Source organism: Klebsiella sp. JB_Kp004 (assembly GCF_040065795.1).
GTDB lineage: Bacteria > Pseudomonadota > Gammaproteobacteria > Enterobacterales > Enterobacteriaceae > Klebsiella > Klebsiella quasipneumoniae.
In genome coordinates this window covers 11715-34567 of the sequence record NZ_JBEAKW010000053.1, presented here as the reverse complement: position 1 = coordinate 34567, position 22853 = coordinate 11715, and the positions used below count along the sequence as shown (strand labels likewise).

Annotated in this window: 22 protein-coding genes; 11 read left to right on the top strand and 11 right to left on the bottom strand. The window is 60.8% G+C overall.

All coding sequences use genetic code 11. From position 1 onward, the window contains the following. Positions 1 to 116: 116 nt before the first annotated feature. The 6 genes from ABLX76_RS24825 to ABLX76_RS24800 are packed head-to-tail and all read left to right on the top strand — an operon-like array spanning position 117 to position 7239. On the top strand, positions 117 to 1739 hold the full coding sequence (locus ABLX76_RS24825; RefSeq protein ID WP_282279244.1) for a TIGR04028 family ABC transporter substrate-binding protein: 1623 nt from the start codon (positions 117 to 119) through the stop codon (positions 1737 to 1739). A gap of 10 nt (positions 1740 to 1749) precedes the next feature. Further along, positions 1750 to 2694, top strand: a complete 945-nt coding sequence (locus ABLX76_RS24820) for an ABC transporter permease (protein ID WP_023289836.1) — start codon at positions 1750 to 1752, stop codon at positions 2692 to 2694. Further along, the gene (locus tag ABLX76_RS24815) at positions 2691 to 3539 is read left to right on the top strand and encodes an ABC transporter permease (protein WP_050533438.1); all 849 of its coding nucleotides are present in this window, start codon (positions 2691 to 2693) and stop codon (positions 3537 to 3539) included. Before ABLX76_RS24820 ends, ABLX76_RS24815 begins: the two co-directional genes overlap by 4 nt. Next, positions 3536 to 5152, top strand: a complete 1617-nt coding sequence (locus ABLX76_RS24810) for an ABC transporter ATP-binding protein (RefSeq protein ID WP_023289838.1) — start codon at positions 3536 to 3538, stop codon at positions 5150 to 5152. The genes ABLX76_RS24815 and ABLX76_RS24810 overlap by 4 nt, the downstream gene beginning before the upstream one ends. Then, positions 5152 to 6138 carry a putative FMN-dependent luciferase-like monooxygenase gene (locus ABLX76_RS24805; protein WP_065881647.1) on the top strand — a complete coding sequence of 329 codons (987 nt, stop codon included), beginning with the start codon at positions 5152 to 5154 and terminating at the stop codon, positions 6136 to 6138. The genes ABLX76_RS24810 and ABLX76_RS24805 overlap by 1 nt, the downstream gene beginning before the upstream one ends. Positions 6139 to 6147: 9 nt before the next feature. After that, positions 6148 to 7239, top strand: coding sequence for an alkylhydroperoxidase domain protein (locus tag ABLX76_RS24800; protein WP_065881645.1), 1092 nt, complete (start codon positions 6148 to 6150; stop codon positions 7237 to 7239). A gap of 6 nt (positions 7240 to 7245) precedes the next feature. Here ABLX76_RS24800 and araJ read toward each other — a convergent pair whose 3' ends face one another. Further along, a complete protein-coding gene (araJ, locus tag ABLX76_RS24795; protein ID WP_023289841.1) occupies positions 7246 to 8400 on the bottom strand; it encodes an MFS transporter AraJ in 1155 nt (384 codons plus the stop codon). A 278-nt stretch (positions 8401 to 8678) separates the two neighbouring features. Here araJ and ABLX76_RS24790 point away from each other — a divergent pair, with 278 nt between their 5' ends. The 4 genes from ABLX76_RS24790 (at position 8679) to ABLX76_RS24775 (ending at position 10660) form a co-directional block, all read left to right on the top strand. Beyond that, on the top strand, positions 8679 to 9116 hold the full coding sequence (locus tag ABLX76_RS24790; RefSeq protein WP_348875402.1) for a VOC family protein: 438 nt from the start codon (positions 8679 to 8681) through the stop codon (positions 9114 to 9116). An 86-nt stretch (positions 9117 to 9202) separates the two neighbouring features. After that, the gene (ppk2, locus tag ABLX76_RS24785; RefSeq protein WP_023289843.1) at positions 9203 to 10021 is read left to right on the top strand and encodes a polyphosphate kinase 2; all 819 of its coding nucleotides are present in this window, start codon (positions 9203 to 9205) and stop codon (positions 10019 to 10021) included. 178 nt (positions 10022 to 10199) lie between these two features. Continuing rightward, positions 10200 to 10388 carry a hypothetical protein gene (locus ABLX76_RS24780; RefSeq protein WP_050533435.1) on the top strand — a complete coding sequence of 63 codons (189 nt, stop codon included), beginning with the start codon at positions 10200 to 10202 and terminating at the stop codon, positions 10386 to 10388. Continuing rightward, positions 10388 to 10660 (top strand): CcdB family protein, encoded by a 273-nt coding sequence (locus ABLX76_RS24775; protein WP_226327374.1) that lies wholly within the window; start codon positions 10388 to 10390, stop codon positions 10658 to 10660. The genes ABLX76_RS24780 and ABLX76_RS24775 overlap by 1 nt, the downstream gene beginning before the upstream one ends. Positions 10661 to 10755: 95 nt before the next feature. Here the strand turns inward: ABLX76_RS24775 and fdnI are convergent, their stop codons facing one another. Genes fdnI through fdnG form a run of 3 tightly spaced genes read right to left on the bottom strand, consistent with a single transcriptional unit; the run spans position 10756 to position 15348 of the window. Then, a complete protein-coding gene (fdnI, locus tag ABLX76_RS24770; protein ID WP_023289846.1) occupies positions 10756 to 11412 on the bottom strand; it encodes a formate dehydrogenase-N subunit gamma in 657 nt (218 codons plus the stop codon). After that, complete coding sequence (gene fdxH, locus ABLX76_RS24765; protein WP_348875401.1) at positions 11405 to 12289, bottom strand: formate dehydrogenase subunit beta; 885 nt, start codon at positions 12287 to 12289, stop codon at positions 11405 to 11407. Before fdxH ends, fdnI begins: the two co-directional genes overlap by 8 nt. Before the next feature lie 11 nt (positions 12290 to 12300). Next, positions 12301 to 15348, bottom strand: a complete 3048-nt coding sequence (gene fdnG, locus ABLX76_RS24760; protein ID WP_101978305.1) for a formate dehydrogenase-N subunit alpha — start codon at positions 15346 to 15348, stop codon at positions 12301 to 12303. A 225-nt stretch (positions 15349 to 15573) separates the two neighbouring features. On the opposite strand from fdnG, the gene yddG reads away from it, so the two are divergent. Beyond that, positions 15574 to 16452 carry an aromatic amino acid DMT transporter YddG gene (gene yddG / locus ABLX76_RS24755; RefSeq protein WP_032453011.1) on the top strand — a complete coding sequence of 293 codons (879 nt, stop codon included), beginning with the start codon at positions 15574 to 15576 and terminating at the stop codon, positions 16450 to 16452. Here yddG and benD read toward each other — a convergent pair. The 7 genes from benD to ABLX76_RS24720 all read right to left on the bottom strand — a co-directional run bounded on the left by benD (position 16449) and on the right by ABLX76_RS24720 (position 22703). Continuing rightward, entirely contained in the window at positions 16449 to 17222 is a 774-nt protein-coding gene (benD, locus tag ABLX76_RS24750; RefSeq protein ID WP_050533429.1) for a benzoate diol dehydrogenase BenD, read from the bottom strand. The genes yddG and benD overlap by 4 nt on opposite strands. 9 nt (positions 17223 to 17231) lie before the next feature. After that, a complete protein-coding gene (gene benC, locus ABLX76_RS24745) occupies positions 17232 to 18248 on the bottom strand; it encodes a benzoate 1,2-dioxygenase electron transfer component BenC (RefSeq protein ID WP_048297600.1) in 1017 nt (338 codons plus the stop codon). Between the two features lie 9 nt (positions 18249 to 18257). Beyond that, the gene (benB, locus tag ABLX76_RS24740) at positions 18258 to 18743 is read right to left on the bottom strand and encodes a benzoate 1,2-dioxygenase small subunit (RefSeq protein WP_023289852.1); all 486 of its coding nucleotides are present in this window, start codon (positions 18741 to 18743) and stop codon (positions 18258 to 18260) included. Then, a complete protein-coding gene (locus tag ABLX76_RS24735) occupies positions 18743 to 20125 on the bottom strand; it encodes a Rieske 2Fe-2S domain-containing protein (RefSeq protein ID WP_348875400.1) in 1383 nt (460 codons plus the stop codon). The genes benB and ABLX76_RS24735 overlap by 1 nt, the downstream gene beginning before the upstream one ends. 109 nt (positions 20126 to 20234) lie before the next feature. Further along, the gene (catA, locus tag ABLX76_RS24730; RefSeq protein WP_348875413.1) at positions 20235 to 21161 is read right to left on the bottom strand and encodes a catechol 1,2-dioxygenase; all 927 of its coding nucleotides are present in this window, start codon (positions 21159 to 21161) and stop codon (positions 20235 to 20237) included. 68 nt (positions 21162 to 21229) lie between these two features. Further along, a complete protein-coding gene (gene catC, locus ABLX76_RS24725) occupies positions 21230 to 21520 on the bottom strand; it encodes a muconolactone Delta-isomerase (protein ID WP_023289855.1) in 291 nt (96 codons plus the stop codon). A gap of 19 nt (positions 21521 to 21539) precedes the next feature. Beyond that, a complete protein-coding gene (locus tag ABLX76_RS24720) occupies positions 21540 to 22703 on the bottom strand; it encodes a muconate cycloisomerase family protein (protein ID WP_170927813.1) in 1164 nt (387 codons plus the stop codon). Between the last annotated feature and the right edge of the window lie 150 nt (positions 22704 to 22853).

The window sequence follows — 22853 nt, the reverse complement described above, 5'->3', positions numbered from 1 at the left end:
CTTCCCGCCGCGTAAAGTAAATGCAATTTCCGCAAATGCTTAGCGCAATTCCTTGGTTCCTTTGTTTTTAGCCGCGCCCGATGATGGCAACACAATAGATAACAAAGGAATTCACCATGCATCGTCATTTTCGCCTGCCCGCGCTGGCCGCGCTGTTTCTCTCCGGCGCCTTTTCCGTCTGGGCCGCCGACACGCCGGTTAAAGGCGGTACCTTGATTTATCTGGAGCAGCAACCGCATACCAATCTCTATCCACCCGCCGGCGGCTTTTATCCCAATGGCGGCATACTCAATCAGATCACCGACAAGCTGACCTGGCAGAACCCGAAAACGCTGGAGATTGAGCCGTGGATCGCCGAAAGCTGGACCAGCAATGCCGATAAAACCGAGTACACTTTCCACCTGCGAAAAGGGGTCACCTTCTCGGATGGCACGCCGCTGGACGCCGCCGCGGTCGCCAAAAACTTCGACACCTATGGGCTGGGGGATAAAGCCCATCGCCTGCCCGTCTCGGAGGTGATCAATAACTACCAGCGCAGCGAAGTGGTCGACCCGCTGACGGTGAAATTCTACTTCAACAAGCCGTCGCCGGGCTTCCTGCAGGGGACCGCCACCATCGGCTCCGGCCTGGTCTCCCTCAGCACCCTGCAGCGCAATTTCGAGGAGCTGGGCGATGCCCGGCACATCATCGGCTCCGGTCCCTTCGTGGTGCAGGATGAAAAACCGGGCCGCGAGCTGACGCTGGTGGCGCGCAAGGATTATCAGTGGGGGCCGAAAAACATCGCCCAGCAGGGCCCCGCTAACCTCGACGGCATCACCTATATTGTCACCCCGGAAGACAGCGTGCGCATCGGCGCGCTGCTGGCGGGCCAGGCGGGCTTTATTCGCCAGGTGCAGGCCTACGATGAAAAGCAGGCGACCGATCAGGGATTTACGGTCTACGCCGCGCCTACCCGCGGGGTCAACGACAGCCTGAGCTTCCGCCCGGATAACCCACTGGTCGCCGACCTGCGGGTGCGCCAGGCCCTGCTCCATGCCACCAACGCCCGGCAGGTGGTGGAGACGCTGTTCTCCGCTAACTACCCGCAAGCCACCTCCGTGCTGGCCAGCTCCGCCGCCGGCTATGTCAATCTGAGCGATAAGCTCACCTTCGACCAGGCCAAAGCCCGGCAGTTGCTGGATGAGGCCGGCTGGAAACCCGCCGCCGACGGCATTCGCAGCAAAGACGGGCAGCGGCTGGCGCTGACGGTCTATGAGTCGCTCCCCCAGCCGCAGAATAAAGAAGTGCTGCAGCTGATCGCCCAGCAATGGCGCCAGGTGGGGGTAGCGTTAACGGTCAAAGCCGGGGACGCCGGCAGCCGGACGCTCGATAACCTCGACCCGCAGAAAACCCCGCTCACCGTCTCGGAAGTGGGCCGCGCCGACCCGGATGTAGTAAAAAGCATGTTCTTTCCTAACAACCGTGACGCGCTGCTGCAGAAAGGCGGCTCCAGCGATAAAGTGCAGCACTTCCGCGATGATAAGCTGAACGACCTGCTGACCGGCATCTCCGCGGCGGTGGAGCCGCAGCAGCGCCTGCAGTTAACCGGCGATGCCCAGCGCTATCTGATCGATAACGCCTATGTGATCCCCATTTTCGAAGAGCCGCAGGTGTTCGCCGGCGCGCCGTGGGTGAAAGGCGTCAGCTTCGAAGCCGTCGGGCGTCCGTCGTTCTACGGCGCCTGGCTGGATAAACACTAAGAGGCCGGATATGAGCGCTTATCTTCTGCGACGGTTCGGCCAGGGGCTGCTGGTCCTGTGGGCGGCGTTTACCCTCACCTTTTTCCTGCTGCAGGTGCTGCCGGGGGATGCGGTGCTGATCAAGTTTCAGAACCCGGACCTCGGTCTGAGCCCGGCGCAAATCGCCGACATGCGGCTGGCCTACGGCGCCGACAGCCCGCTGTGGCGCCAGTACCTGCACACGCTGCTGGCGATGCTGCACGGCGACTTTGGCTATTCCCTGCAGGCGGGTCTGGCGGTCAGTAGCCTGATTGCCAGCAACCTGCCGGATACCTTAAGCCTCGCCCTGCCGGCCTTCCTGCTGGCCGTGATCCTGGCGTTTGCCCTCGCTTTCGCCTCACGTCTGCCGGGGCTGCGCTGGCTCAGCAACCTCCTGCAGTCGCTGCCGGTGCTGTTTATCTCGCTGCCCACCTTCTGGCTGGGTATCGCCCTGATCCAGCTCTTTTCGTTTCAGCTGCGCTGGATCCCGGTGATCAACCCCGGTCCGCTGGAGGGGCTGATTTTACCGGTTATCGCCGTCGCGCTGCCCATCTCCGCCCCGCTGGCGCAGATCCTGATGCGCAGCATGGATCAGGTGGCGGTTCAGCCCTTCGTCGCGGTCGCCCGCGCCAAGGGAATGAGCGAGACCGGCGTCCTCTGGCGCCATGTGATGGGTAACGCCCTGCTGCCGGCGCTGAATATAGCCGGGCTGCTGCTGGGCGAGCTGATTGCCGGGGCGCTGATCACCGAGACCGTCTTCGGCCGCAGCGGCCTCGGCCAGCTGACCCAGCAGGCGGTGAATAACCAGGATATCGCCGTACTGCAGGCGGTGGTGATGATTTCGGCTCTCGGTTTCGTCCTGATCAACCTGCTGGTCGACCTGGTCATGCCGCGGCTGGATCCCCGACTCCAATTACAGACCGGAGGTGCGAAATGAGCCTGGTCGACTATGCCATCGCGGTTCGCCGCCGCCCGGAGTGGCGCAAAGTGCGTCTGCAGCCAGGCCTGTGGCTGGCGTGGGCGGTGATGATCACCGCCCTGTTAATGGCCCTTGCCCCACAGTGGTTTACCTCCGCTAACCCGCTGGAAGGGATCCCCGGCGCTCAGCGCCTGGCGCCACAGGCGCACCACTGGCTGGGTACCGACCAGCTGGGCCGCGACCTGTGGACGCGGGTGGTTTACGGCGCGGTACATTCTCTGTCGGCGGCGCTGATCGCCGTCGCCATCGGTCTGGTGGTGGGCACCGCCCTTGGCACCCTCGCCGGGGCGCTGGCCGGCCGCGTGGAATCGACCATCATGCGCCTGGTGGATGTCCTGCTGGCTATCCCTTCCCTGCTGCTGCAGCTGACGGTGATCATTCTGCTGGGTTTTGGCACGGTAAATGCGGCGGTGGCGGTCGGCGTGGCGGCCATCGCCAGCTTCGCGCGCCTGGCGCGTGCGGAGGTGGTGCGCGTGCGCCACAGTGATTACGTCGAGGCGGCCCGGGGCAGCGGCGGCACCTTTCTCGCCATCTTCTGGCGTCATATCCTGCCCAACTCGCTCACCGCGGTACTCGCCTTCGCCACGCTGCAGTTTGGTCAGGCGATGCTGGCGCTGGCCACCCTCAGCTTCCTTGGCTACGGCACCCCGCCGCCGGTCCCGGAGTGGGGATTACTGATCGCCGAAGGTCGTAATTACCTGTCGACCGCCTGGTGGCTGACCACCTTTCCCGGCCTCGCCGTGGTCGCGGTGGTCCTTGCCGCCAATCGTCTTAGCCGCCAGTGGAGTGGAGTACGTCCATGAACGTTCTGTCTGTTGAAGATCTGCGCATCAGCTACCGGTCGCGGGGTGAATGGCGCGAAGTGGTGCATAACGTCAGCTTTTCCATTCAGCGCGGCGAAATGCTGGCCTTCGTCGGTGAATCCGGCTCGGGGAAAACCACGACCGCGCAGGCCATTATCGGCCTGCTGGCGGATAACGCCCGCCGCGACGCCGGGCGGATTATCCTCAATGGCGAAGTGATTAGCGACTGGTCGGCAAAACGCCTGAACCGCCTGCGCGGGGTGAGCATCAGCCTGGTGCCGCAGGACCCCGGCAATTCGCTTAATCCGGTAAAAACCATTGGTCAGCAAGTGGAAGAGATCCTGCGGCTGCATCAGTCCCTTTCCGCCGCCGAACGCCGGCAGCAGGTTCTCAACCTGCTCGCTAAAGTCGGGCTCAGCCACCCGGAACAGCGTTTTGACCAGTACCCGCATCAGCTGTCGGGCGGGATGAAACAGCGGGTGCTGATCGCCATCGCCATCGCCCTGCAGCCGGATCTGATTATTGCCGACGAGCCCACCAGCGCCCTCGACGTTACGGTGCAAAAGCGCATTCTCGATCTGCTCGACATCCTGCGGCGCGAGTCGGGAACCGCCGTGCTGTTTGTCACTCACGATCTGGCGCTGGCCGCCGAACGCGCCGACCGGATCATGGTGTTTCGCCAGGGCGAGATTCAGGAACAGGGCGCCACCGAGGCGATTGTCCGGCGTCCGCAGCACCCTTACACCCGCCAGTTGCTCCACGATCTGCAGGACGCGCCGCTGAGGCTGACGGCGGATCGTCACCGTCCGCTGGCCACGCCGGCCATTCGCGTCGAAGGGATCAGCAAACGCTTCTCGCTGGGCAAACAGGCCCTGCAGGCGCTCGACAGCGTCAGCTTTGAGGTCAGACGCGGCAGCACCCATGCGCTGGTGGGCGAATCCGGCTCCGGGAAAACCACCCTGGCGCGGATCCTGCTGGGCTTCGAGCGCGCCGACGCCGGACAGGTGACCATCGACGGTATTGACGCCGGGCATCTCAGCCGCGAGGCGCAGCGTCAGCTGCGGCGCAAAATCCAGTTCGTCTACCAGAACCCCTTTGCTTCGCTCGACCCGCGCCAGACGCTGTTTGCGATTATCGAAGAGCCGTTAAAAAACTTTGAGCGCCTCAGCGCGGCGACGCGTCGCCAGCGTGTGGAGAGCGTCGCCGCCCGGGTGGCGCTGGCCCCGGAGCTACTGTCGCGGACGCCGCGGGAGCTTTCCGGCGGCCAGCGGCAGCGGGTGGCGATTGCCCGGGCACTGATCCTCGAGCCGGCGATACTGGTTCTTGACGAAGCGACCTCGGCGCTCGACGTCACCGTTCAGGCGCAGATCCTCGCCCTGCTGCAGCAGCTACAGCAGCAGCTTGGTCTGAGCTACCTGTTCATTACCCACGATCTGGCGACGGTGAGGCGGATTGCCGACAGCGTCACAGTGCTGCGCGCCGGCCAGGTGGTGGAGCATGGCGACGTTGGGCGCCTGTTCGCCGCCCCGCAGCAGGCCTACACCCGCGAACTGATCGCCGCCATTCCCCAGGTTTCCCCACGCCTGGCACAGGCCCACATGGAGAACGCATAATGCCTAAACGCCTCGGCTTTTTTACCCGTCTGCTCGATCAGGGCTCCGCACAAACGCGCTACCGGCTGGCGGCCGAACAGATCCGCCACGCGGAGCGCGTCGGCTTCGACAGCGCATGGATTGCCCAGCACCATTTTCATGAACAGGAAGGCGGCCTGCCTTCCCCGCTGGTGTTTCTCGCCCACGTGGCGGCGCAGACGGACCGCATTCGCCTCGGCACAGCGATTATCACGTTGCCCATGGAAAATCCGCTGCGCGTCGCCGAAGACGCGGCGGTGCTGGATTTACTCACCGACGGGCGTCTGGAGGTGGGATTTGGTTCCGGCGGCACGCCAACGTCGTTTCTGCCCTTCGGCCTGACCAGCGAGCAGCGCGGGGCGGTGTTTGCCGACCATCTGCACCTGATCCACAGCGCCTGGCGCGGCGACACCCTCAGCCACCCGGACAACCGTCTCTATCCGCCCGCGCCGCAGCTGGCGGCGCGCATCTGGATCGCCACCTTCTCGGTGGAAGGCGCCATCCGCGCCGGTCAGGCGGGGCACGGGCTGATGCTGTCGCGCACGCAGCCCCGGCCGCCCGGTGAGCCGCGCCTGCCGCTGGACGCCATTCAGAACCCGATCGTCGACGCCTACCTGGCGGCGCTGCCGGACGGCGTTGCGCCGCGGATCCTCGCTTCGCGCACCGCCTTCGTCGCCGACAGTCACGCCAACGCCCTGCAGATCGCCGAACCCGGCCTGCGCAAGCAGGCTGCACAGTACCGGGCTGCGGGTCATCTGATAGAAGGTGACAGTGTCACTGACTATCTGCAACAGCTGGATGCCCACGTGGGCGATCCTGAGCATGTTATTGCCTCCCTGGCGCAGGACAGCGTGCTGGCCCGCGCCACCGATGTTTCGTTCCAGGTGCACTCGGTGGAGCCTTCGCACCGGGATACGCTGCGTTCCATTGAGCTGATCGCTCAGCATATTGCCCCCCACATCAGATAAGGAGTCACCATGACGCTGAGTCAGGATATTCTGGCCGAACTGGCGGAGATCGCCGCCGGTTCCCCGCTCGACCAGGCGCGCGCAGTCCGCGATGCCGCTACCCGACATGCGCAGGGAAGTTATGAAGTGCTGTTCAGCCAGCAGGACGCCGATTTTCCCCTCGATGAACGCTTCGCGGTGGCGGCAAAGGTGGCGAAGCTCCATCAGGCGGACGCGCTGGCGGCGCACTATGCCGGCTTCGGCCTGGCCGATCCGACCACGGATCGTCTGGTTCCGGCGCTGGCCTTTGCCCGCCTGCTGACCTTCACCCCCGTCGAAGCGACACCCGGCGCGCTGCAGGTTCTGACAAACGCGGGCTGGAGCCTGCGGGGCATCGTCACCCTGGCGCAGTTGGTGGCCTTTGTCAGCTTCCAGAGCCGCCTGCTGCTGGGTCTGCGGGCGCTCAACCACCAGCCCATCGTCAGCGCCGACACGCCGGTGGTGGCCGGGTACTGGCACACCACCCCGCACGCGCAGAGCGGCAAAGAGGCCCCGGTGCGCTTCACCCGCGAGGAGCTGCACTGGGAACCCTGGCTGGCGGATAAACCGTTGGCGGAATTTAGCGCTGAAGAACAGGCGATTCTGGCCAAATATGGCCATAGCGATTCGCCCTACTTCCGCCTGCTGGCGCGCAACCAGCCGGTGCTGGAGCAGCGGACGCTGACCGATAAAGGCATTTTCTATACCCCGGGGGGATTGCCGCGCGCCGAACGTGAACTGGCCGCCACGGTGGCCAGTAAAATCAACGGCTGTATTTACTGCGCCTCGGTGCATGCCCGCAAAGCGGCGCAGCTGGCGAAGGACGAGACTGCCGTCGACACGCTGCTGGCAGTGACGCCGGGAGAGGATCTGCGCGGCGGGCAGTCGCCGCGCTGGCAGGCGGAAATCGACGCCGCCGCCGCGCTATCGGTGACGCCGCCGGCGCTGAATGCCAGCCATCTGGCAGCGCTTGATGAACAGGGCTTAGATACTCTGGCCCAGCTGGATCTGCTGCAGTCAGCGGCCTTTTTCGCCTGGGCCAACCGGCTGATGCTGACGCTCGGCGAGCCCTGGCGTGAGTAAGCATCGTTAGCAAGCCTGTCGGCGTTGATGGCGGCCGTAGATGAGCAAGGCGCTCATCGCCAGAAACGACAGCGTGGCGGCGGGGAGCGCCACGCTGTTCCAGCCGAAGCCCTGGGCAATCATCATTCCGCCGCAGAAGGCGCCGATGGCGCTCCCGAGGTTAAAGGCGATCTGCCCCCCTGCCGCCCCCAGCATCTCGCCGCCTTTGGCGTTCTGCAGCAACAGGATCTGCAGCGGCGCCGACAGGGCGAACAGCCCGGCACAGCAGAAAAACGCCAGCGTCAGCGAAGCGATTTTATGCTCCCCGAAGGCAAAGATCAGCAGCAGCGTCACAGCGATCGCCCCGTCGGTGATGGCCGCGATGCGCAGCGGACTGTAGCGCCCGGAAATTTTGCCGCTGAACAGGTTGCCGACCACCATGCCCAGCCCCGCCAGCATCATAATCAGCATCATCCGGCTTTCGGCAAAGCCGGAAACGTTGAGCATAAAGGGCTTGATATAGCTGAACCACGCGAACACCCCGGCGTTGCCGAACATGGTGGCGGCAAAAATCAGCCACGGCGCCGGGGAAGCGAGGAAACGGAACTGCTCGCGCAGCCGGGTGGTGGCCCGATCATACAGCGTAGGGACCCAGCAGAAGATGGCCATAAACACCGCGACGTTAAACACCGCGATAAGCGCGAAGGTATAGCGCCAGCTAAAATGATGCCCAAGCCAGGTGCCCCCGGGAACGCCCACCAGGTTAGCCACCGTCATGCCGCCGATCATCCCCGCCACCGCGGCGGTCACCCTCCCCGGCGGCGCGATTTTCGACAGGATGATCGCCCCCACGCCGAAGAAAGCCCCGTGGGGAAACCCGGAAACCAGCCGGCCAAGCGCCAGCATGGCGTAGCTGCTGGAGAAGGTAAACAGGGTATTGCCGAGAATGCACAGGGCGGCGAGAAACAGCATCACCGATTTCAACGAAAACCGACTGGAGAGCAACGCCATGATCGGCGCGCCGATCACCACGCCGAAGGCATACCAGGCAATCATATTGCCGGCGGCGGGGATTGAAATCCCGACATCGCGCGCCATGTCCGGCAGCACGCCCATAATGCCAAATTCCGCCATGCCGAGTCCGAAAGTGCCCAGCGCCAGTGAAAAAATCGTTTTTTTCATACATCTTATAGGGGTATTGAGAGACGGCCGGCATTATTGACCATCCCGCCTCGCCACACCAGCTAAAAACGCCCGACGACAGTATCCTCCATACAACGGCCTGATTCGTTCATGCGCTCGCCAGCGCCGCCGTTGGCGGTCCTGCTGGCGGCAGAGGCGCCTGGCGGTGGATAATTCCCTGTAAAAATTGGTGGGCACGCAGGGACACATTGTGGATTGATCTCAAGTTAACTTGAGGTTGTAAAGTCGAGACATCGTTCACCTCGGGAGAATCATCCATGCAAAATGTTGATGTTGGCTTTACCCATGTCGCCTTTACCGTCCGCTGTCTGGCCAGCAGCATCGATTTTTATACCCGCTACACGGCGATGACCGTTATTCACCAGCGCGAACCCAACCTCCCCTCGGCGCGTAAAGTGGCGTGGCTCAGCGATCGCACCCGACCTTTCGCCCTGGTGCTGGTGCAAAGTGATGGCCCTGCCGACACGCCGCTGGGTCCGTTCGGCCATCTCGGCGTCGCCTGCGCCACCCAGGAGGAGATCGATGAGAAGGTCGCCCAGGCGCGGCGGGAAGGCGTTCTGCGCCGGGAACCGGAGCAGCTGGGCGATCCTGTGGGCTATTTCGCTTTCTTTGCCGACCCGGACGGTAACACCCTGGAGCTGTCATGGGGGCAGCGAGTGGGGCTGGAAGTCATTGCCGCGGGGAACGCCCGCTAGCCCGTCCCGGGCGCGAATATTTTCCACCGCCACGCCAGTGAAGGATTACACTTCAAAGGGATACCTCGGCAACACGGAGCATGGCGATGGGTAATAAGAAAAGCGGTCATCCTGTCGACGCGGCGGTGAAGATCGCCCCGCTCGACAATAAAGCGTACGAGAAGGCGCTGCGCAAGCTCCACGTTGAGCTGGTAAAACTGCAGCGCTGGGTGGTGCATAAAGGGCTGAAGGTATGCATCGTCTTTGAAGGCCGGGACGGCGCCGGCAAAGGCGGCACGATTAAGGCGATCACCGAGCGCGTCAGTCCGCGGATCTTCCGGGTCGTCGCCTTACCCTCGCCCACCGAACGCGAGAAAAGTCAGCTCTATTTTCAGCGCTATATCAAGCACCTCCCGGCGGCTGGCGAAATCGTGATTTTCGATCGCAGCTGGTATAACCGCGCCGGCGTCGAACGGGTGATGGGCTTTTGTACCCCGGAGGAAGTGCAGAAGTTCCTCGACGGCGCGCCGATGGTGGAGCGCGGCATGGTCGAGTCGGGCATTATCCTGCTCAAGTACTGGCTGGAGGTCTCTCCGCAGGAGCAGGAGCGGCGCCTGCGGGATCGCATCGACGACGGGCGCAAGATCTGGAAGCTCTCGCCGATGGACATCAAGTCTTTCAACCGCTGGGATGAATATACCGCTGCCCGCGACGCCATGTTCGCCGCCACCGACACCGCCTGGGCGCCGTGGTTCGTCGCCCGCTCCGAAGATAAAAAGCGAGTGCGTCTGAATATCATCACCCACCTGCTGTCACAGATCCCCTACGAAGCCTTGCCAGTGGAGCATGTCACGCTGCCGAAGCGCAAAATGGGCAAAATGAAACAGACCAATTTCCCCTTCCGCTTTATTCCGGAGAAGTTCTGATTATTTCCCGCCGCGCTGGTTAATGCCAGCGCCGGGTTTATTACCATAACCATGAATATTTCATGCGGTTGCTTTCCTCTGGAAGTTGTCTCGCAAAATAAAAAACAAATCCGAACCAGGTATTTCTTTTCATCGCACACCGCGTGATAATCAGCTCGCCAACAACAAGGAGCAGATAATGAAACAGAATGCCGTTAACAAGTCACAGAATCGCGATCGCACAACAACGTTTAACCCGCAAAACCAGTCACTTACCATCGTCGATGCGGACAAACGCCGAAAAGACCAGGAATTCATTAAGGCACTGAATGAGTTCACTGCCCGTGCAGGGTTGTTGTCAGAGGATCCTTTTTTCGGAGGGATTTAATGGCGGCACAATTTGATATTTTTCGTAACCCATCATCGAGAACCAATGCGTTTCAACCTTATTTAATGGTAATCCAACATGATTATTTTAATGACCTTGGCACACGTTTAATTGTGCCGCTGAGCTATCATTCTCATTTGACCGGCCATTATCATGCTGCCGCCCCGGTTATTAATATGGAGTTTGAGAAACTGTTCATCAACGCGCCGGCAATCACCAGCGTGGCAAAGCAAAGGCTGGATAAAAAATATTTTTATCTGCAATTTGGCTAAAGAAAGAACGACCGTGATATCAGCGATGGACGCATTAATCACTAACACATAAACCCGCTCCAGCAAAACTGGAGCGGGCCTCCTGGCCAGACGGCTTACTTCATCCCTTCGCGACTCTCTTTGATCGCCTCCAGACGTTCCACATCGCGATACCAGCGCGGGTGATGTTTCTTCGCCCAACGGCGGCTGACCTTGCCTTCAATCATCCCCTTAATCGACCCCTTCACCCAGAACGCCATATACATATGGATAAGGATCGCGTGGATCAGAATAATGGCCGACGTCGCGTGAATTAACAGGCTGTAGCGAATCACCTGAATCGGGAAATAGTGGGCAAACCAGGGACGCCAGATAATCACGCCGGTCACCAGCAGCACAAAAATCATGCTCATGATGGTCCAGAACATCATCTTTTGCCCGGCGTTATATTTACCGACCCGCGCCACTTTATGCTCGTTGCCTTTCAGCACCTCCACAATGCCTTTCAGCCAGGGGATATCCTGTTTATCAGGGATGTTGTGATGGACAAAACGCACGAACATAAACATCAGGGCGATAAAAATCAGCACTCCGAAGAAGGGGTGCAGAATACGCCCCATCTGCGGGGTACCGAAGGTTTCCGTCAGCCACTGCAGGGTCGGGAAGAAAAACGAAATACCCGATAGCGCCACGAGGAAGAAAGCGATCACCACCGTCCAGTGACAGGCACGATCGATAAAGGTCGTGCGCACTATCATCTTCGATTTACTCATCATGCTCCTCCTCGTCGTCGTCAACTTCCTTATTTGGCCCGATACCGATGTAGTGATAGATAAGCCCGGCAAAGGTAGCGATAAAGCCCGCCGCCGACAGCGGCTTCAGGATCCCTTTCCACAGCTCCACCGAGGTATCAATCTTCGGCGCAGCAGGCAGCTTGTGATAAAGCTCGGGCTGGTCGGCATGATGCAGGACGTACATCACATGGGTGCCGCCGACGCCCTGCGGGTTGTAAATCCCGGCCCTGGCATAGCCGCGTTTTTTCAGCTTAGCCACCCGCTCCTCGGCCACCTCCAGCATCTCTTTCTTCGTACCGAAGTGGATCGCGCCGGTCGGACAGGTTTTCACGCACGCCGGTTCCTGACCGACGCTGACCCGGTCCACGCACAGGGTGCATTTATAGACCCGGTTATCCTCTTTATTGAGACGCGGGACGTTAAACGGACACCCGGCAATGCAGTAGCCGCAGCCGATGCAGTTTTCCTGCTGGAAATCGACGATGCCGTTGACGTACTGAATAATCGCCCCGGCGGACGGGCAGGCCTTCAGGCAGCCCGGCTCTTCGCAGTGCATACAGCCATCCTTACGGATAAGCCACTCCAGTTTGCCGTTCTGTTCGGTCTCGCTAAAGCGCATCACCGTCCAGGATTTAGCGCTGAGATCCGCCGGGTTGTCGTACACCCCGACGCAGTGCCCCACCTCATCGCGGATGTCGTTCCACTCGGAGCAGGCCACCTGGCAGGCTTTACAGCCCACGCAGGAGGAGACATCGATAAGCTTGGCGACTTCCGCCTTATGGTCCCGCGCGCGCGGCGCGGGCGTGATCGGGTTGGTCGCGGAGCGTTTAATAATGTCTTGTGTTTCCATCGCCATTGAATCGCTCCTTACGCTTTCTCGATGTTGACCAGAAACGCCTTGTACTCCGGCGTTTGCGAGTTGGAATCGCCGACGTTCGGCGTCAGGGTGTTAGCGATATAGCCTTTGCGAGCCACGCCTTCAAAACCCCAGTGCAGCGGGATCCCGACGGTCTCCACCTGCTGGCCGTTGACGTTGAGAGTTTGCAGACGGCGCGTCACCACCGCCACCGCGCGAATAAAGCCGCGCTGGCTGCTGACTTTTACCCGGTCGCCGTTGGCGATGCCTTTCGCTTTTGCCAGCCCTTCGCTGATTTCGACAAACTGTTCCGGCTGCGCGATGGAATTGAGCAGCGCATGCTTGGTCCAGGTATGGAAGTGTTCGGTCAGACGATAGGTGGTCCCGACGTACGGGAACTTATCCTTCTTACCTAAGCGAATGGCGTCCTCTTCATACACACGCACCACCGGGCTGGAGACCACCTTCGGGTGCAGCGGGTTAGTGCCAAGCGGGGTTTCCATCGGCTCGTAGTGTTCCGGGAACGGCCCTTCCGCCAGCTTATCCAGCGCGAACAGACGACCCAGCCCCTCCTGCTGCATGATAAACGGCCCGGTGTTGCTCCCCGGCGGCGCGGTATTGAAGTCCGGAATATCATTCCCGACCCACTTGCTGCCGTTCCACTGGATCAGCATCCGCTTCGCATCCCACGGCTTGCCGTTGATGTCGGCTGACGCGCGGTTATAGAGCACCCGGCGATTGAGCGGCCACGCCCAGGCCCAGCCCAGCGTATTGCCCAGACCCGACGGGTCGGCGTTATCGCGGTTCGCCATCTGGTTGCCCTGCTCCGTCCAGCTGCCGCTGTAGATCCAGCAAGACGACGCGGTGGTGCCGTCATCGCGCAGCAGCGCGAAGCTATTGAGCAGTTGCCCTTTTTTCGCCAGCAAAGCGCCATGTTGATCGTAAAGATCTGCCAGCGCGTAGCCGTTGTTCTCTTTCGCGACCTCTTCAGACTCGGGGCGATCCGGCTGTTCATAGCGCCAGCTCATCTTCAGCAGAGGCTCAGCGCCTTTACCGCCTTCGGTGCGGTACAGTTCGCGCAGACGATGGTAAATCCCGGCCAGGATCTCGCCGTCGTTACGTGCTTCACCTGGGGCATCCTGACCTTTCCAGTGCCACTGCAGCCAGCGGCCAGAGTTAGCGATCGAACCGTCCTCTTCGGCAAAGCAGGTGGACGGCAGGCGGAAGACTTCGGTCTGAATGGCTGCCGGGTCGACATCGTTCGACTCGCCGTGGTTTTGCCAGAAGGTCGAGGTTTCGGTGACCAGCGGGTCGATAACCACCATATACTTCAGCTTGCTCAGGCTGCGAACCACTTTGTTTTTGTCCGGGAACGACGCCACCGGGTTAAAGCCCTGGCAGATATAGCCGGTGACGTTGCCGTTATCCATCATGTTGAAGTATTTGATCACGTCGTAAGCCTGGTCCCACTTTGGCAACCACTCAAAGCCCCAGTCGTTCTCTTTTTGCGCCGCCTCGCCGTAGAAGGACTTCATCAGGCTGACAAAGAATTTCGGGTAGTTGCTCCAGTAGTTCACCTGGTCCGGCAGGGTCGCTTTTGGCGTGTTGGCCGTCAGATACGTCTGCAGATCCGGCTGCTTATCAGAAGGCAGCGTCAGGTAGCCCGGCAGGCTGGTGGACAGCAGGCCAAGATCGGTCAGTCCCTGAATGTTAGAGTGACCGCGCAGGGCATTCACGCCGCCGCCGGCCATGCCCATATTGCCGAGCAGCAGCTGGATCATCGCCATGGTGCGAATGTTCTGCGCGCCGACGGTGTGCTGCGTCCAGCCCAGGGCATACAGGAAAGTGGTGGTGCGATCGGCGGCGCTGGTTGAGGCCAGCACGTCGCACACCTTGAGGAAGTCCGCTTTCGGCGTACCGCAGATGTTTTCGACCACCTCCGGCGTGTAACGGGAAACGTGCTGCTTCAGCAGGTTCCACACGCAGCGCGGATGGCTGAGCGTCTCATCGCGTTTGGCGTAGCCGTTTTCATCGAACTGGTAGTTCCAGGACGATTTATCATACTGGCGTTTGTCCGCATCATAGCCGCTGAACAGCCCCTCTTCGAAGGCAAAATCATCCCGCACCAGCAGGCTGGCGTTGGTGTAGTGCTTCACGTACTCGGCATTGATTTTGTTATGTTCGATCAGGTACAGCAGGACTCCCGACAGGAAGGTAATGTCGGTACCGGAGCGAATCGGCGCATAGATATCCGCCACCGACGCCGTACGCGTAAAGCGCGGGTCGACAACGATAAGCGTGGCGTCGTTGTTGTTTTTCGCTTCCATCGCCCAGCGGAATCCCACCGGGTGGGCTTCCGCGGCGTTGCCGCCCATCACCACCACGACGTTCGCGTTTTTGATATCCACCCAGTGGTTGGTCATCGCACCGCGACCAAATGTTGGAGCAAGACTTGCTACCGTTGGTCCGTGTCAGACGCGTGCCTGGTTGTCTACCGCCAGCATGCCGAGCGAACGCACAAATTTTTGCGTCAGCATGCCGGTTTCATTACTTGCTGCCGAAGCGCACAGCATGCCGGTGGAAAGCCAGCGGTTAACCGTCACGCCCTGTTCGTTCTTTTCCATAAAGTTGGCGTCGCGGTCGGCTTTCATCAGCCGGGCGATGCGGCTGAAGGCTTCATCCCAGGAGAGTCGCTGCCATTTATCAGATCCCGGCGCGCGGTATTCCGGGTAGCGCAGGCGGTTGTCGCTGTGGACATAGTCCAGCAGGCCGGCGCCTTTCGGGCATAACGCGCCGCGACTCACCGGATGGTCCGGATCCCCTTCAATATGGTAAATCGCTTCTTTGGCGTTTTTCGCGCCGTCGCCGAGGCTATACATTAATAGCCCGCAGCCAACGGAGCAGTAAGTGCAGGTGTTGCGGATCTCTTTCGCACGCAGCAATTTGTAGTTGCGTGCCTGAGCCAGCGCCATTTTGGGGGCAAAGCCCAGGGCGGCAGCTGTGGTTCCGGCCATACCGCCTGCGCAGATCTTAAAGAACTTTCTGCGGCTGACGTCCATTGCATTCCTCCATGCAGGATGTTGATTCATCGCGCGGAGGAAACTAACAGCAAAATCCCGGGAAAATTTGCGTCAAATCAAGGAGCAAAACCAACGCCCCCTTAATCGCCAGCCGCGGCCGTTTTCACTAATCCCTAGGGGTTACCCATGGCGGAAAATTTCGCCCCGCGGCGGTAAAAAGATGATATATATGCCGGCTGCATTTGCGTAACCCTCAGGATAAGCATGGAGAAAAAGAGAGCCACGACCATCGGCTTCGCCGCCATTATTTTATGGAGCACCATGGTCGGATTGATTCGCGGCGTCAGCGAAGGACTGGGACCGGTCGGCGGCGCAGCGATGATTTACAGCCTCAGCGGCCTGCTGCTGATTTTTACCGTCGGTTTCCCTAACCTGCGCCAGATCCCGCGCCGCTATCTGCTGGCCGGCAGCGCGCTGTTCGTCAGCTATGAAATCTGCCTCGCGCTATCCCTGGGCTATGCCGCCAGCCGTCAGCAGGCCATTGAAGTGGGGATGGTCAATTACCTGTGGCCCAGCCTGACCATTCTGTTCGCCATCCTGTTTAATGGTCAGAAAAGCAGCTGGCTGGTGATCCCCGGTTTGCTTCTCGCCCTGCTTGGCGTCGGCTGGGTGTTGGGGGGTGAGCACGGCCTGCAGCTGGACGAGATTATCAGCAACGTCATCTCCAGTCCGCTCAGCTATCTGCTGGCCTTTATCGGCGCCTTTATCTGGGCGGCCTACTGCACGGTGACGGCCAAATATGCCCGCGGCAAAAATGCCATTACCCTGTTCGTCCTGTTAACCGCGCTGACGCTGTGGCTGAAGTTTCTCGCCACGCCGCAGCCGCCGATGGTCTTCAGCTGGCCGGTCAGCATCAAGCTGCTGACGGTAGCGGTGGCGCTCGGTCTGGCCTACGCCGCGTGGAACGTGGGGATCCTCCACGGCAACGTCAGCCTGCTGGCGGCGGCCTCCTACTTCACGCCGGTGCTCTCCTCCGCGCTGGCGGCGATCCTGCTTAGCGCCGCGCTATCGTGGCCCTTCTGGCAGGGGGCCGGGATGGTGTGTCTCGGCTCCCTGCTCTGCTGGTACGCGACCCGCCGTTAGCCGAGATCGCCGCCCGCCACCGGGAGGGTCACGCCGGTGATATAGCTGGCCTCATCGCTGGCGAGGAACAGGATCGCATTCGCCTGTTCCGCCAGCGTGCCGTAGCGGTGCATCAGGCTGCTGGCCACCGTCTGATCGACCACCTGCTGATACCACGCCTTCTCCTGCTCACCGGGCTGCTCGTCGTTACGCGGCGTCAGGCGCGGCGGCGCCTCCGTCCCGCCCGGCGCGACGGCATTGATGCGGATGCCGCTGCCGCTGTACTCCATGGCGATCGACCGGGTCAGCGCATTGACGCCGCCTTTCGCCGCCGAGTAAGGCACCCGGTTGACCCCCGCCGTCGCCACCGATGAGATGTTGACGATGCTGCCTTTGCCCTGCTTGAGCATCCAGGGCAGCGCCGCGCGGCAGCCCCACAGGGTGGGAAACAGCGAGCGGCGGATCTCTTTCTCAATCTGGTCCGGCTGGTATTCGGCAAACGGCCGCGCCCAGATGGTCCCCCCGACGTTATTGATTAGCACATCGATGCGGCCAAAATGCGCGACCCCGTCGGCAAATGCCTGCTCGGCGCTCGGCCACTGTTCCAGGTCCGCCTCCAGCGCCAGCACCTGACTGCCGGACTGCGCCAGGGTCGCCGCCAGCTCGCGCACCCAGGGCGCGCGATCGATGAGCAGCAGAGCCGCGCCTTCCGCAGCCGCCTGCTCCGCGGTCTGGCGGCCAATGCCCTGGGCCGCGCCGGTGATGGCGACCACTTTATCGCGAAAACGCATACTTCCTCCTTATGCCGCCGCGCTCTGGCTGGCGATAAATTTCTCGTACCAGAAGCCCGCCGGGGCGATCCCTCGCTCGCGCAGCGCCGTGGCGACCGCGTTGACCATCGGCGGCGGGCCGCAAAGGTAGATATCGACCTCGCCATTATTCAGCATGGCGTCGTCAAGATGATCGGTGACAAAGCCGCGCTGCGGGCAGGCGCTGTTTTCCTCCGCCACCACCGGCAGCCAGCGAAAGTGGGTTAACTGCTGACGGAATGCCTCCAGCGCCTCGGTCTTCACCAGGTCGCCGTCGCGCGTGACGCCATACAGCAGGGTCACCGGGCGCGAGCTGTTCTGCGTCTGCAGGGTCTCGAGCATGGAGAGCAGCGGCGCCAGCCCGGTACCGCCGGCCAGCATCAGCAGCGGACGTTCGCCATGGCGCAGATAGAAGCTGCCCATCGGGCCGCTGAGGATCAGGCGATCGCCGGGCCGCGCCTGCCGGGTTAACCACTGGCTCATCATGCCGCCGGGCACGTTACGGATCAGGAAACGTCCTTCTGCCGAGCCTGGGCGGGAGCTGAAGGAATAGGCGCGAACGTGCGGCGTGCCTGGCACCTGGATGTTGACGTACTGCCCCGCCAGGAAGTCCAGCGGTTCATCGAGGGCGACCACCAGCTCGACGGCGGTATCGGACAGACAATTCACCTGCCGCACCTGCGCCCCGGTGTTCGTCAGGGCGGTTTTACACTGGGCGGCAGCCACTGGCACATCGATTACGCAGTCGCTGGTGGGCACCATCTGACAGGTCAGCACCTGGCGGGCCTGCGCTTCCTCGTCGCTTAGCGCTTCGTCGAGATACTCGTCGCCGAGAGCGTATTCCCCGCTGGCGCAGTGGCATTTGCAGGTGCCGCACACGCCGTCCGAGCAGTCCATCGGCAAATTCACCTTCTGCCGATAGGCGGCATCCAGGACTTTCTCTCCGGCATGGCATTGAATAAAGCGGGTAATACCGTCCTCAAAATTAAGAGCAATAGTGAAGGTCATAAGCGCCTCTTAAATGTGGTAAACGTCGATCACCTGACGGATATAATCGTTATTCAGGCGCACGGTTTTGCGCACGATCTGCGGTCTGCCGTCCTGCTCGGTCAGCGTGCAGCAGGTGGCGCCGAAAAAGGCGTCGGTGTGCTGATAGCGGTGGCTCCAGGTCACCCAGCTGTAACGCACCTCCAGCCCTTCATCGTTCTCCCCCAGCAGCTCGACGTTGCTGATGATATGGGTGGTTCGCGGCTCCGGCGTGCTGGCCCCTGAGCGCTCGGTTTTAATGCGGTAGACGCGATCCTCCAGCCCTTCGCGGTTGGGATAGTAGATCAGCGAAATCTCTTTTTGCGGATCGCGCGTCAGCTGGTCATCGTCGCCCCACGCCGGCATCCAGTAGACGACCTGCGGGCTGTAGCAGCTGAGCCATTCATCCCACTGACGATCATCCAGCAGACGGGCTTCGTAGTAGAGAAACTGGCGTACCTGTTCGAGGTTCAGCATCAGGCCACCTCCACGCGCTGGGTGATCGACTGGTCATAGCGTTGCTGCTCTTGTTCAATCGCCGCCAGCATCAGCGTCTGCCAGTGATGGTGATGGGCGATATACAGCGCCTCGTCCTCCGATTTCACGCCGCTTAAGCGCGGATGAAATCCGGCGTGCTGCGCATGCTCATCCGGACCGTCGACCCAGCGCAGCGCGCCGCGGCTGAGATCGCTCCACGCCAGGTTTTCGCCGAGATAGCCGCGCTGACAGGCGCTGAACTCTTCGAGGTCGTCCGGGGTCCCCATCCCGCTGACGTTAAAGAAATCCTCGTACTGGCGGATGCGCAGGGCCCGCGCCTGGTCGGATTCCCCCTTCGGCGCAAAGCACCAGATAGTGACTTCGGTTTTGTCCACCGCCAGCGGACGAATGACGCGGATCTGGGTGGAGAATTGATCCATCAGATAGACGTTGGGGTACAGGCACAGGTTGCGGGTTTCGTTGACCATCTGGTCGGCGCGGAGTTCGCCGAATTCCGCCTGCAGGCGCTCGCGGTGGGCATACACCGGGCGCACCTCCGGGTTCAGCGCCCGGGTCCACAGCAGCATATGGCCGTTATCAAATCCGTAGCCGCCGCCGAGGCTTTTTGACCAGCCGTTGGCGTCCACCGCATGGGTGCCTTCCGCTTCATAATTGCGCCGCGACATGGTGGAGGCATAGTTCCAGTGCACCACGCTCACGTGGTAGCCATCAGCGCCGTTCTCTGCGCCCAGCTTCCAGTTGCCCTCGTACACATAGCTCGACGATCCCTTGAGCACCTCCAGCCCCTCCGGCGCCTGGTCGACGATCAGATCGATGATTTTGCAGGTTTCCCCGAGATAGGCTTCCAGCGGCTGCACGTCGGCATTGAGGCTACCGAATAAGAAACCGCGATAGGACTGAAAACGCGGCAGCTTTTGCAGGTCGTGCGATCCTTCCTGTTTGAAGGTGTCAGGATAGCCGCCGGTGCTTTCATCTTTGGCTTTTAATAGTTTGCCATTATTGCTGAAGGTCCAGCCGTGAAACGGACAGGTAAATGAGTTTTTATTCCCGGTTTTCCGTCGACATAACATCGCGCCGCGATGGGCGCAGCTGTTAATTAACGCATGCAGCTCGTTCTTTTTATCGCGGGTAATAATGACCGGCTGACGCCCCAGCGTCAGGGTATAATAATCCCCCGGCTCGGTTATTTGGCTTTCATGGGCGAGAAACGCCCAATTACCTTCAAAGATATGCTTCATTTCAAATTCAAACAGCTGCGGGTCGGTAAATATCGAACGGTGGCAGCGGTAAATATGGTTTTCACGATCGACAATTAAGGCGTTGTTAATTTTGTCTTTAAGCGCTGATAGCGTTTTTTGCATGAGTCAGTCCCTCCTGCAGTATTCAGGATGAAAGAAACCGGGTGAATTGTTTGCTTTCAGGTGCAATGTCTGGCCCGGGCAACCGCGTGCCCGGGGCCGTTACAGCAGATTACGCTTTGGCGCGCAGGCGGGCGCCGCGCTGCTCTTCGTCGGCGCTGAGCGCTTTACAGAGGGTGAAATCAAAACAGACCTCAGTGTGCTCTCCCTCAAGGTCGCGCATCGCGATAGTCTCGCGGTCCGTCACTTTGATCGGGTCGGCAATCAGGCCGTCGCGGGTGGCAAAGGCAAAATCATCCCACAGGTATTTATCGCCGCTGAGGTTGATCTGGCTGGTGAGATGTTTATGCCCCGGCGCGGAGACGAAGAAGTGAATGTGCGCCGGACGGTTGCCATGGCGGCCTAACCGATCCAGCAGCTTCTGCGTCGGGCCATCCGGCGGACAGCCGTAGCCGGATGGCAGGATGCTGCGGACGCTGTAGCGGCCATCGGCGCCGGTGCGGATCCGCCGGCGCAGGTTGTATTCGCTCTGGCTCGGGTCGAAGAAGGAGTAATTGCCGAGGGTGTTGGCGTGCCAGATATCGACAATGGCGTTGGCCACCGGCCGGCCCTCGGTATCGTTGACCTGGCCATGCAGCCACATCACTTCCCCGGCGTCGGCGCCATCATCCATCCGGGCGTGGCCGTCGGCCAGCGGCGCATTGGCCACATACAGCGGCCCTTCGATGGTGCGCGGGGTGCCGGTTTCCCGGCGCGCCGCCGCGTCAATGGCGTCCTGACGCAGGTCGAGGAAATGCTCCAGACCCAGTCCCGCCGCCAGCAGCGCCGCCTCCTGACGGCCGCCCAGCGCATGCAGATAGTTCACCGCATGCCAGAACTCTTCTTCGGTGACGTTATAGTCGTCGATCAGCGTACAGATATTCTCCAGCAGACGGTGAATAATGGCTTTAAAACGTTCGTTACCGTCAGGGACATGTAAACCCGCGCCTTCACGTAATAATTTCTGCACGGCTTCTTGTTGTACGAAAGCATTACTCATCATTATTCTCTCTTATCGTTGTAGGGTATTTCCGGGTCACCCCGGCATGAGGTCAGGTGTTATTATTATTAGCTATCGTCGTCACGAACAGACGAGGGATGACGGCACAGCGCCTCGACGCGAATATCCATAAAAGGATACAGCGGCAATCCCATTAATATTTGATGTAACTCTTCGGCATCGTTGACATCGAAAATACTGACATTGGCGTAAAGACCGGCGACGCGCCAGATATGTCGCCATTTGCCTTCCCGCTGTAATTGTTGTGAATAGGCTTTTTCGCGTTGCTTTATTTCCTCCGCTTCGGCGACGGGAAAACCAAGCGGAATATTCACGGTCATCTCCACTTTAAATAGCATGTGTTTCTCCTGTTACCCGCTACGCCTGGCGGGTGTAAAAACGCAGTTTGTCTTCATCCAGCTCGACGCCAAGACCCGGGGTTTGCGGGAGCGCCACCTCGCCGTCGGCAAAGGAGAGCGGTACGCTGACGATATCGTCTTTCAGCAACAGCGGGCCGAACATCTCGGTGCCCCACTGCAGAGGCAGTGTCGACCAGGCGTGCAGCGAGGCGACAGTCCCCACGGTCCCCTCCAGCATGGTGCCGCCATACAGGCCAATCCCCGCCGCCTGGGCGACGCGAGCCAGCGCCAGTACGCTGTTCGGTCCGCCGGCCTTGGCTATTTTCAGCGCGTAGGCGCCGGTAAAGCCCTGCTGCGCCAGTTGATAGCCATCGTAAGCGGTGGCTACCGCTTCGTCGGCGAGGATCGCGGTTTCTATATGCTGGCTCAACCGCACCAGCGCCGCGTTGTCGTGGGCGCTGACCGGCTGTTCGATGAGGTCGACGCCCATCGCCGCCAGCTCGCGGCAGCCTTTCGCGCCGGTCGCGGCGTCCCAGGCCTGGTTGACGTCGACGCGGATGCTGGCGCGATCCCCTAACGCTTCCACAATGGCGCGGGTATGGCGCAGGTCGGTAGCTAATTCGCGGGCGCCAATTTTCAGCTTAAACGCCCGATGACGGCCCTCTGCTAACAATTTTTCCCCTTCGGCAATATCTTTTGCGGTATCGCCGCTGGCTAACGTCCACAGCACCGGCAAGGACGTTTGCAGCGCGCCGCCGAGTAGCGCCGACACCGGCAGGCCCAGCGCTTTGCCCTGCGCATCCAACAGTGCGGTTTCAATGGCGGACTTCGCAAAGGTGTTGCCTTTAACGGCGCTGTTCATGCGGGCGGTCAGCGCATTCAGGTTATCGGCCGGTTGCCCCAGCAGCAGCGGCGTCAGGTAATGCGTTATCGCCGACGAGATAGCCTCCGGGCTCTCGACGCCATAGCTCAAGCCGCCGATGGTGGTGGCCTCGCCAATGCCGCAGATGCCGTCGGAGCGAGTAAGGCGCACGATCACCAGCGTCTGACATCCCATGGTGGTCATCGACAATTTATGTGGCCGGATGGTTGGGACATCCACAATCCAGCTCTCAATACCTTCTACGGTGGCAGTCATTTTCGCTTCCTGATGAGATGTATAACTTTTTGTACCCACATCCATAACGGGGAGGGCTGTGCCATTGACAATAGGGTTCGGTCTGGCGGGTGGTCAACGGCGATAATCGAAATGTTGTGCGATTATCGGCACGTTTGTTAAAAGGCGGTTAATAATGTGATCGCGGTGGTAAAACCGGCACAATTCAGGACGGTG

Coding starts and splice junctions, on each gene's coding strand:
- yddG (WP_032453011.1), top strand. CDS start 15,574: ATGGAGAAAAAGAGAGCCACGACCATCGGCTTCGCCGCCATTATTTTA.
- ABLX76_RS24780 (WP_050533435.1), top strand. CDS start 10,200: ATGAAACAGAATGCCGTTAACAAGTCACAGAATCGCGATCGCACAACA.
- ABLX76_RS24825 (WP_282279244.1), top strand. CDS start 117: ATGCATCGTCATTTTCGCCTGCCCGCGCTGGCCGCGCTGTTTCTCTCC.
- ABLX76_RS24820 (WP_023289836.1), top strand. CDS start 1,750: ATGAGCGCTTATCTTCTGCGACGGTTCGGCCAGGGGCTGCTGGTCCTG.
- ABLX76_RS24735 (WP_348875400.1), bottom strand. CDS start 20,125: ATGCAAAAAACGCTATCAGCGCTTAAAGACAAAATTAACAACGCCTTA.
- fdnI (WP_023289846.1), bottom strand. CDS start 11,412: ATGAGTAAATCGAAGATGATAGTGCGCACGACCTTTATCGATCGTGCC.
- araJ (WP_023289841.1), bottom strand. CDS start 8,400: ATGAAAAAAACGATTTTTTCACTGGCGCTGGGCACTTTCGGACTCGGC.
- ABLX76_RS24790 (WP_348875402.1), top strand. CDS start 8,679: ATGCAAAATGTTGATGTTGGCTTTACCCATGTCGCCTTTACCGTCCGC.
- catA (WP_348875413.1), bottom strand. CDS start 21,161: ATGAGTAATGCTTTCGTACAACAAGAAGCCGTGCAGAAATTATTACGT.
- ABLX76_RS24775 (WP_226327374.1), top strand. CDS start 10,388: ATGGCGGCACAATTTGATATTTTTCGTAACCCATCATCGAGAACCAAT.
- ABLX76_RS24805 (WP_065881647.1), top strand. CDS start 5,152: ATGCCTAAACGCCTCGGCTTTTTTACCCGTCTGCTCGATCAGGGCTCC.
- catC (WP_023289855.1), bottom strand. CDS start 21,520: ATGCTATTTAAAGTGGAGATGACCGTGAATATTCCGCTTGGTTTTCCC.
- ABLX76_RS24720 (WP_170927813.1), bottom strand. CDS start 22,703: ATGGATGTGGGTACAAAAAGTTATACATCTCATCAGGAAGCGAAAATG.
- ppk2 (WP_023289843.1), top strand. CDS start 9,203: ATGGGTAATAAGAAAAGCGGTCATCCTGTCGACGCGGCGGTGAAGATC.
- ABLX76_RS24800 (WP_065881645.1), top strand. CDS start 6,148: ATGACGCTGAGTCAGGATATTCTGGCCGAACTGGCGGAGATCGCCGCC.
- ABLX76_RS24810 (WP_023289838.1), top strand. CDS start 3,536: ATGAACGTTCTGTCTGTTGAAGATCTGCGCATCAGCTACCGGTCGCGG.
- ABLX76_RS24815 (WP_050533438.1), top strand. CDS start 2,691: ATGAGCCTGGTCGACTATGCCATCGCGGTTCGCCGCCGCCCGGAGTGG.
- fdxH (WP_348875401.1), bottom strand. CDS start 12,289: ATGGCGATGGAAACACAAGACATTATTAAACGCTCCGCGACCAACCCG.
- benD (WP_050533429.1), bottom strand. CDS start 17,222: ATGCGTTTTCGCGATAAAGTGGTCGCCATCACCGGCGCGGCCCAGGGC.
- benB (WP_023289852.1), bottom strand. CDS start 18,743: ATGCTGAACCTCGAACAGGTACGCCAGTTTCTCTACTACGAAGCCCGT.
- benC (WP_048297600.1), bottom strand. CDS start 18,248: ATGACCTTCACTATTGCTCTTAATTTTGAGGACGGTATTACCCGCTTT.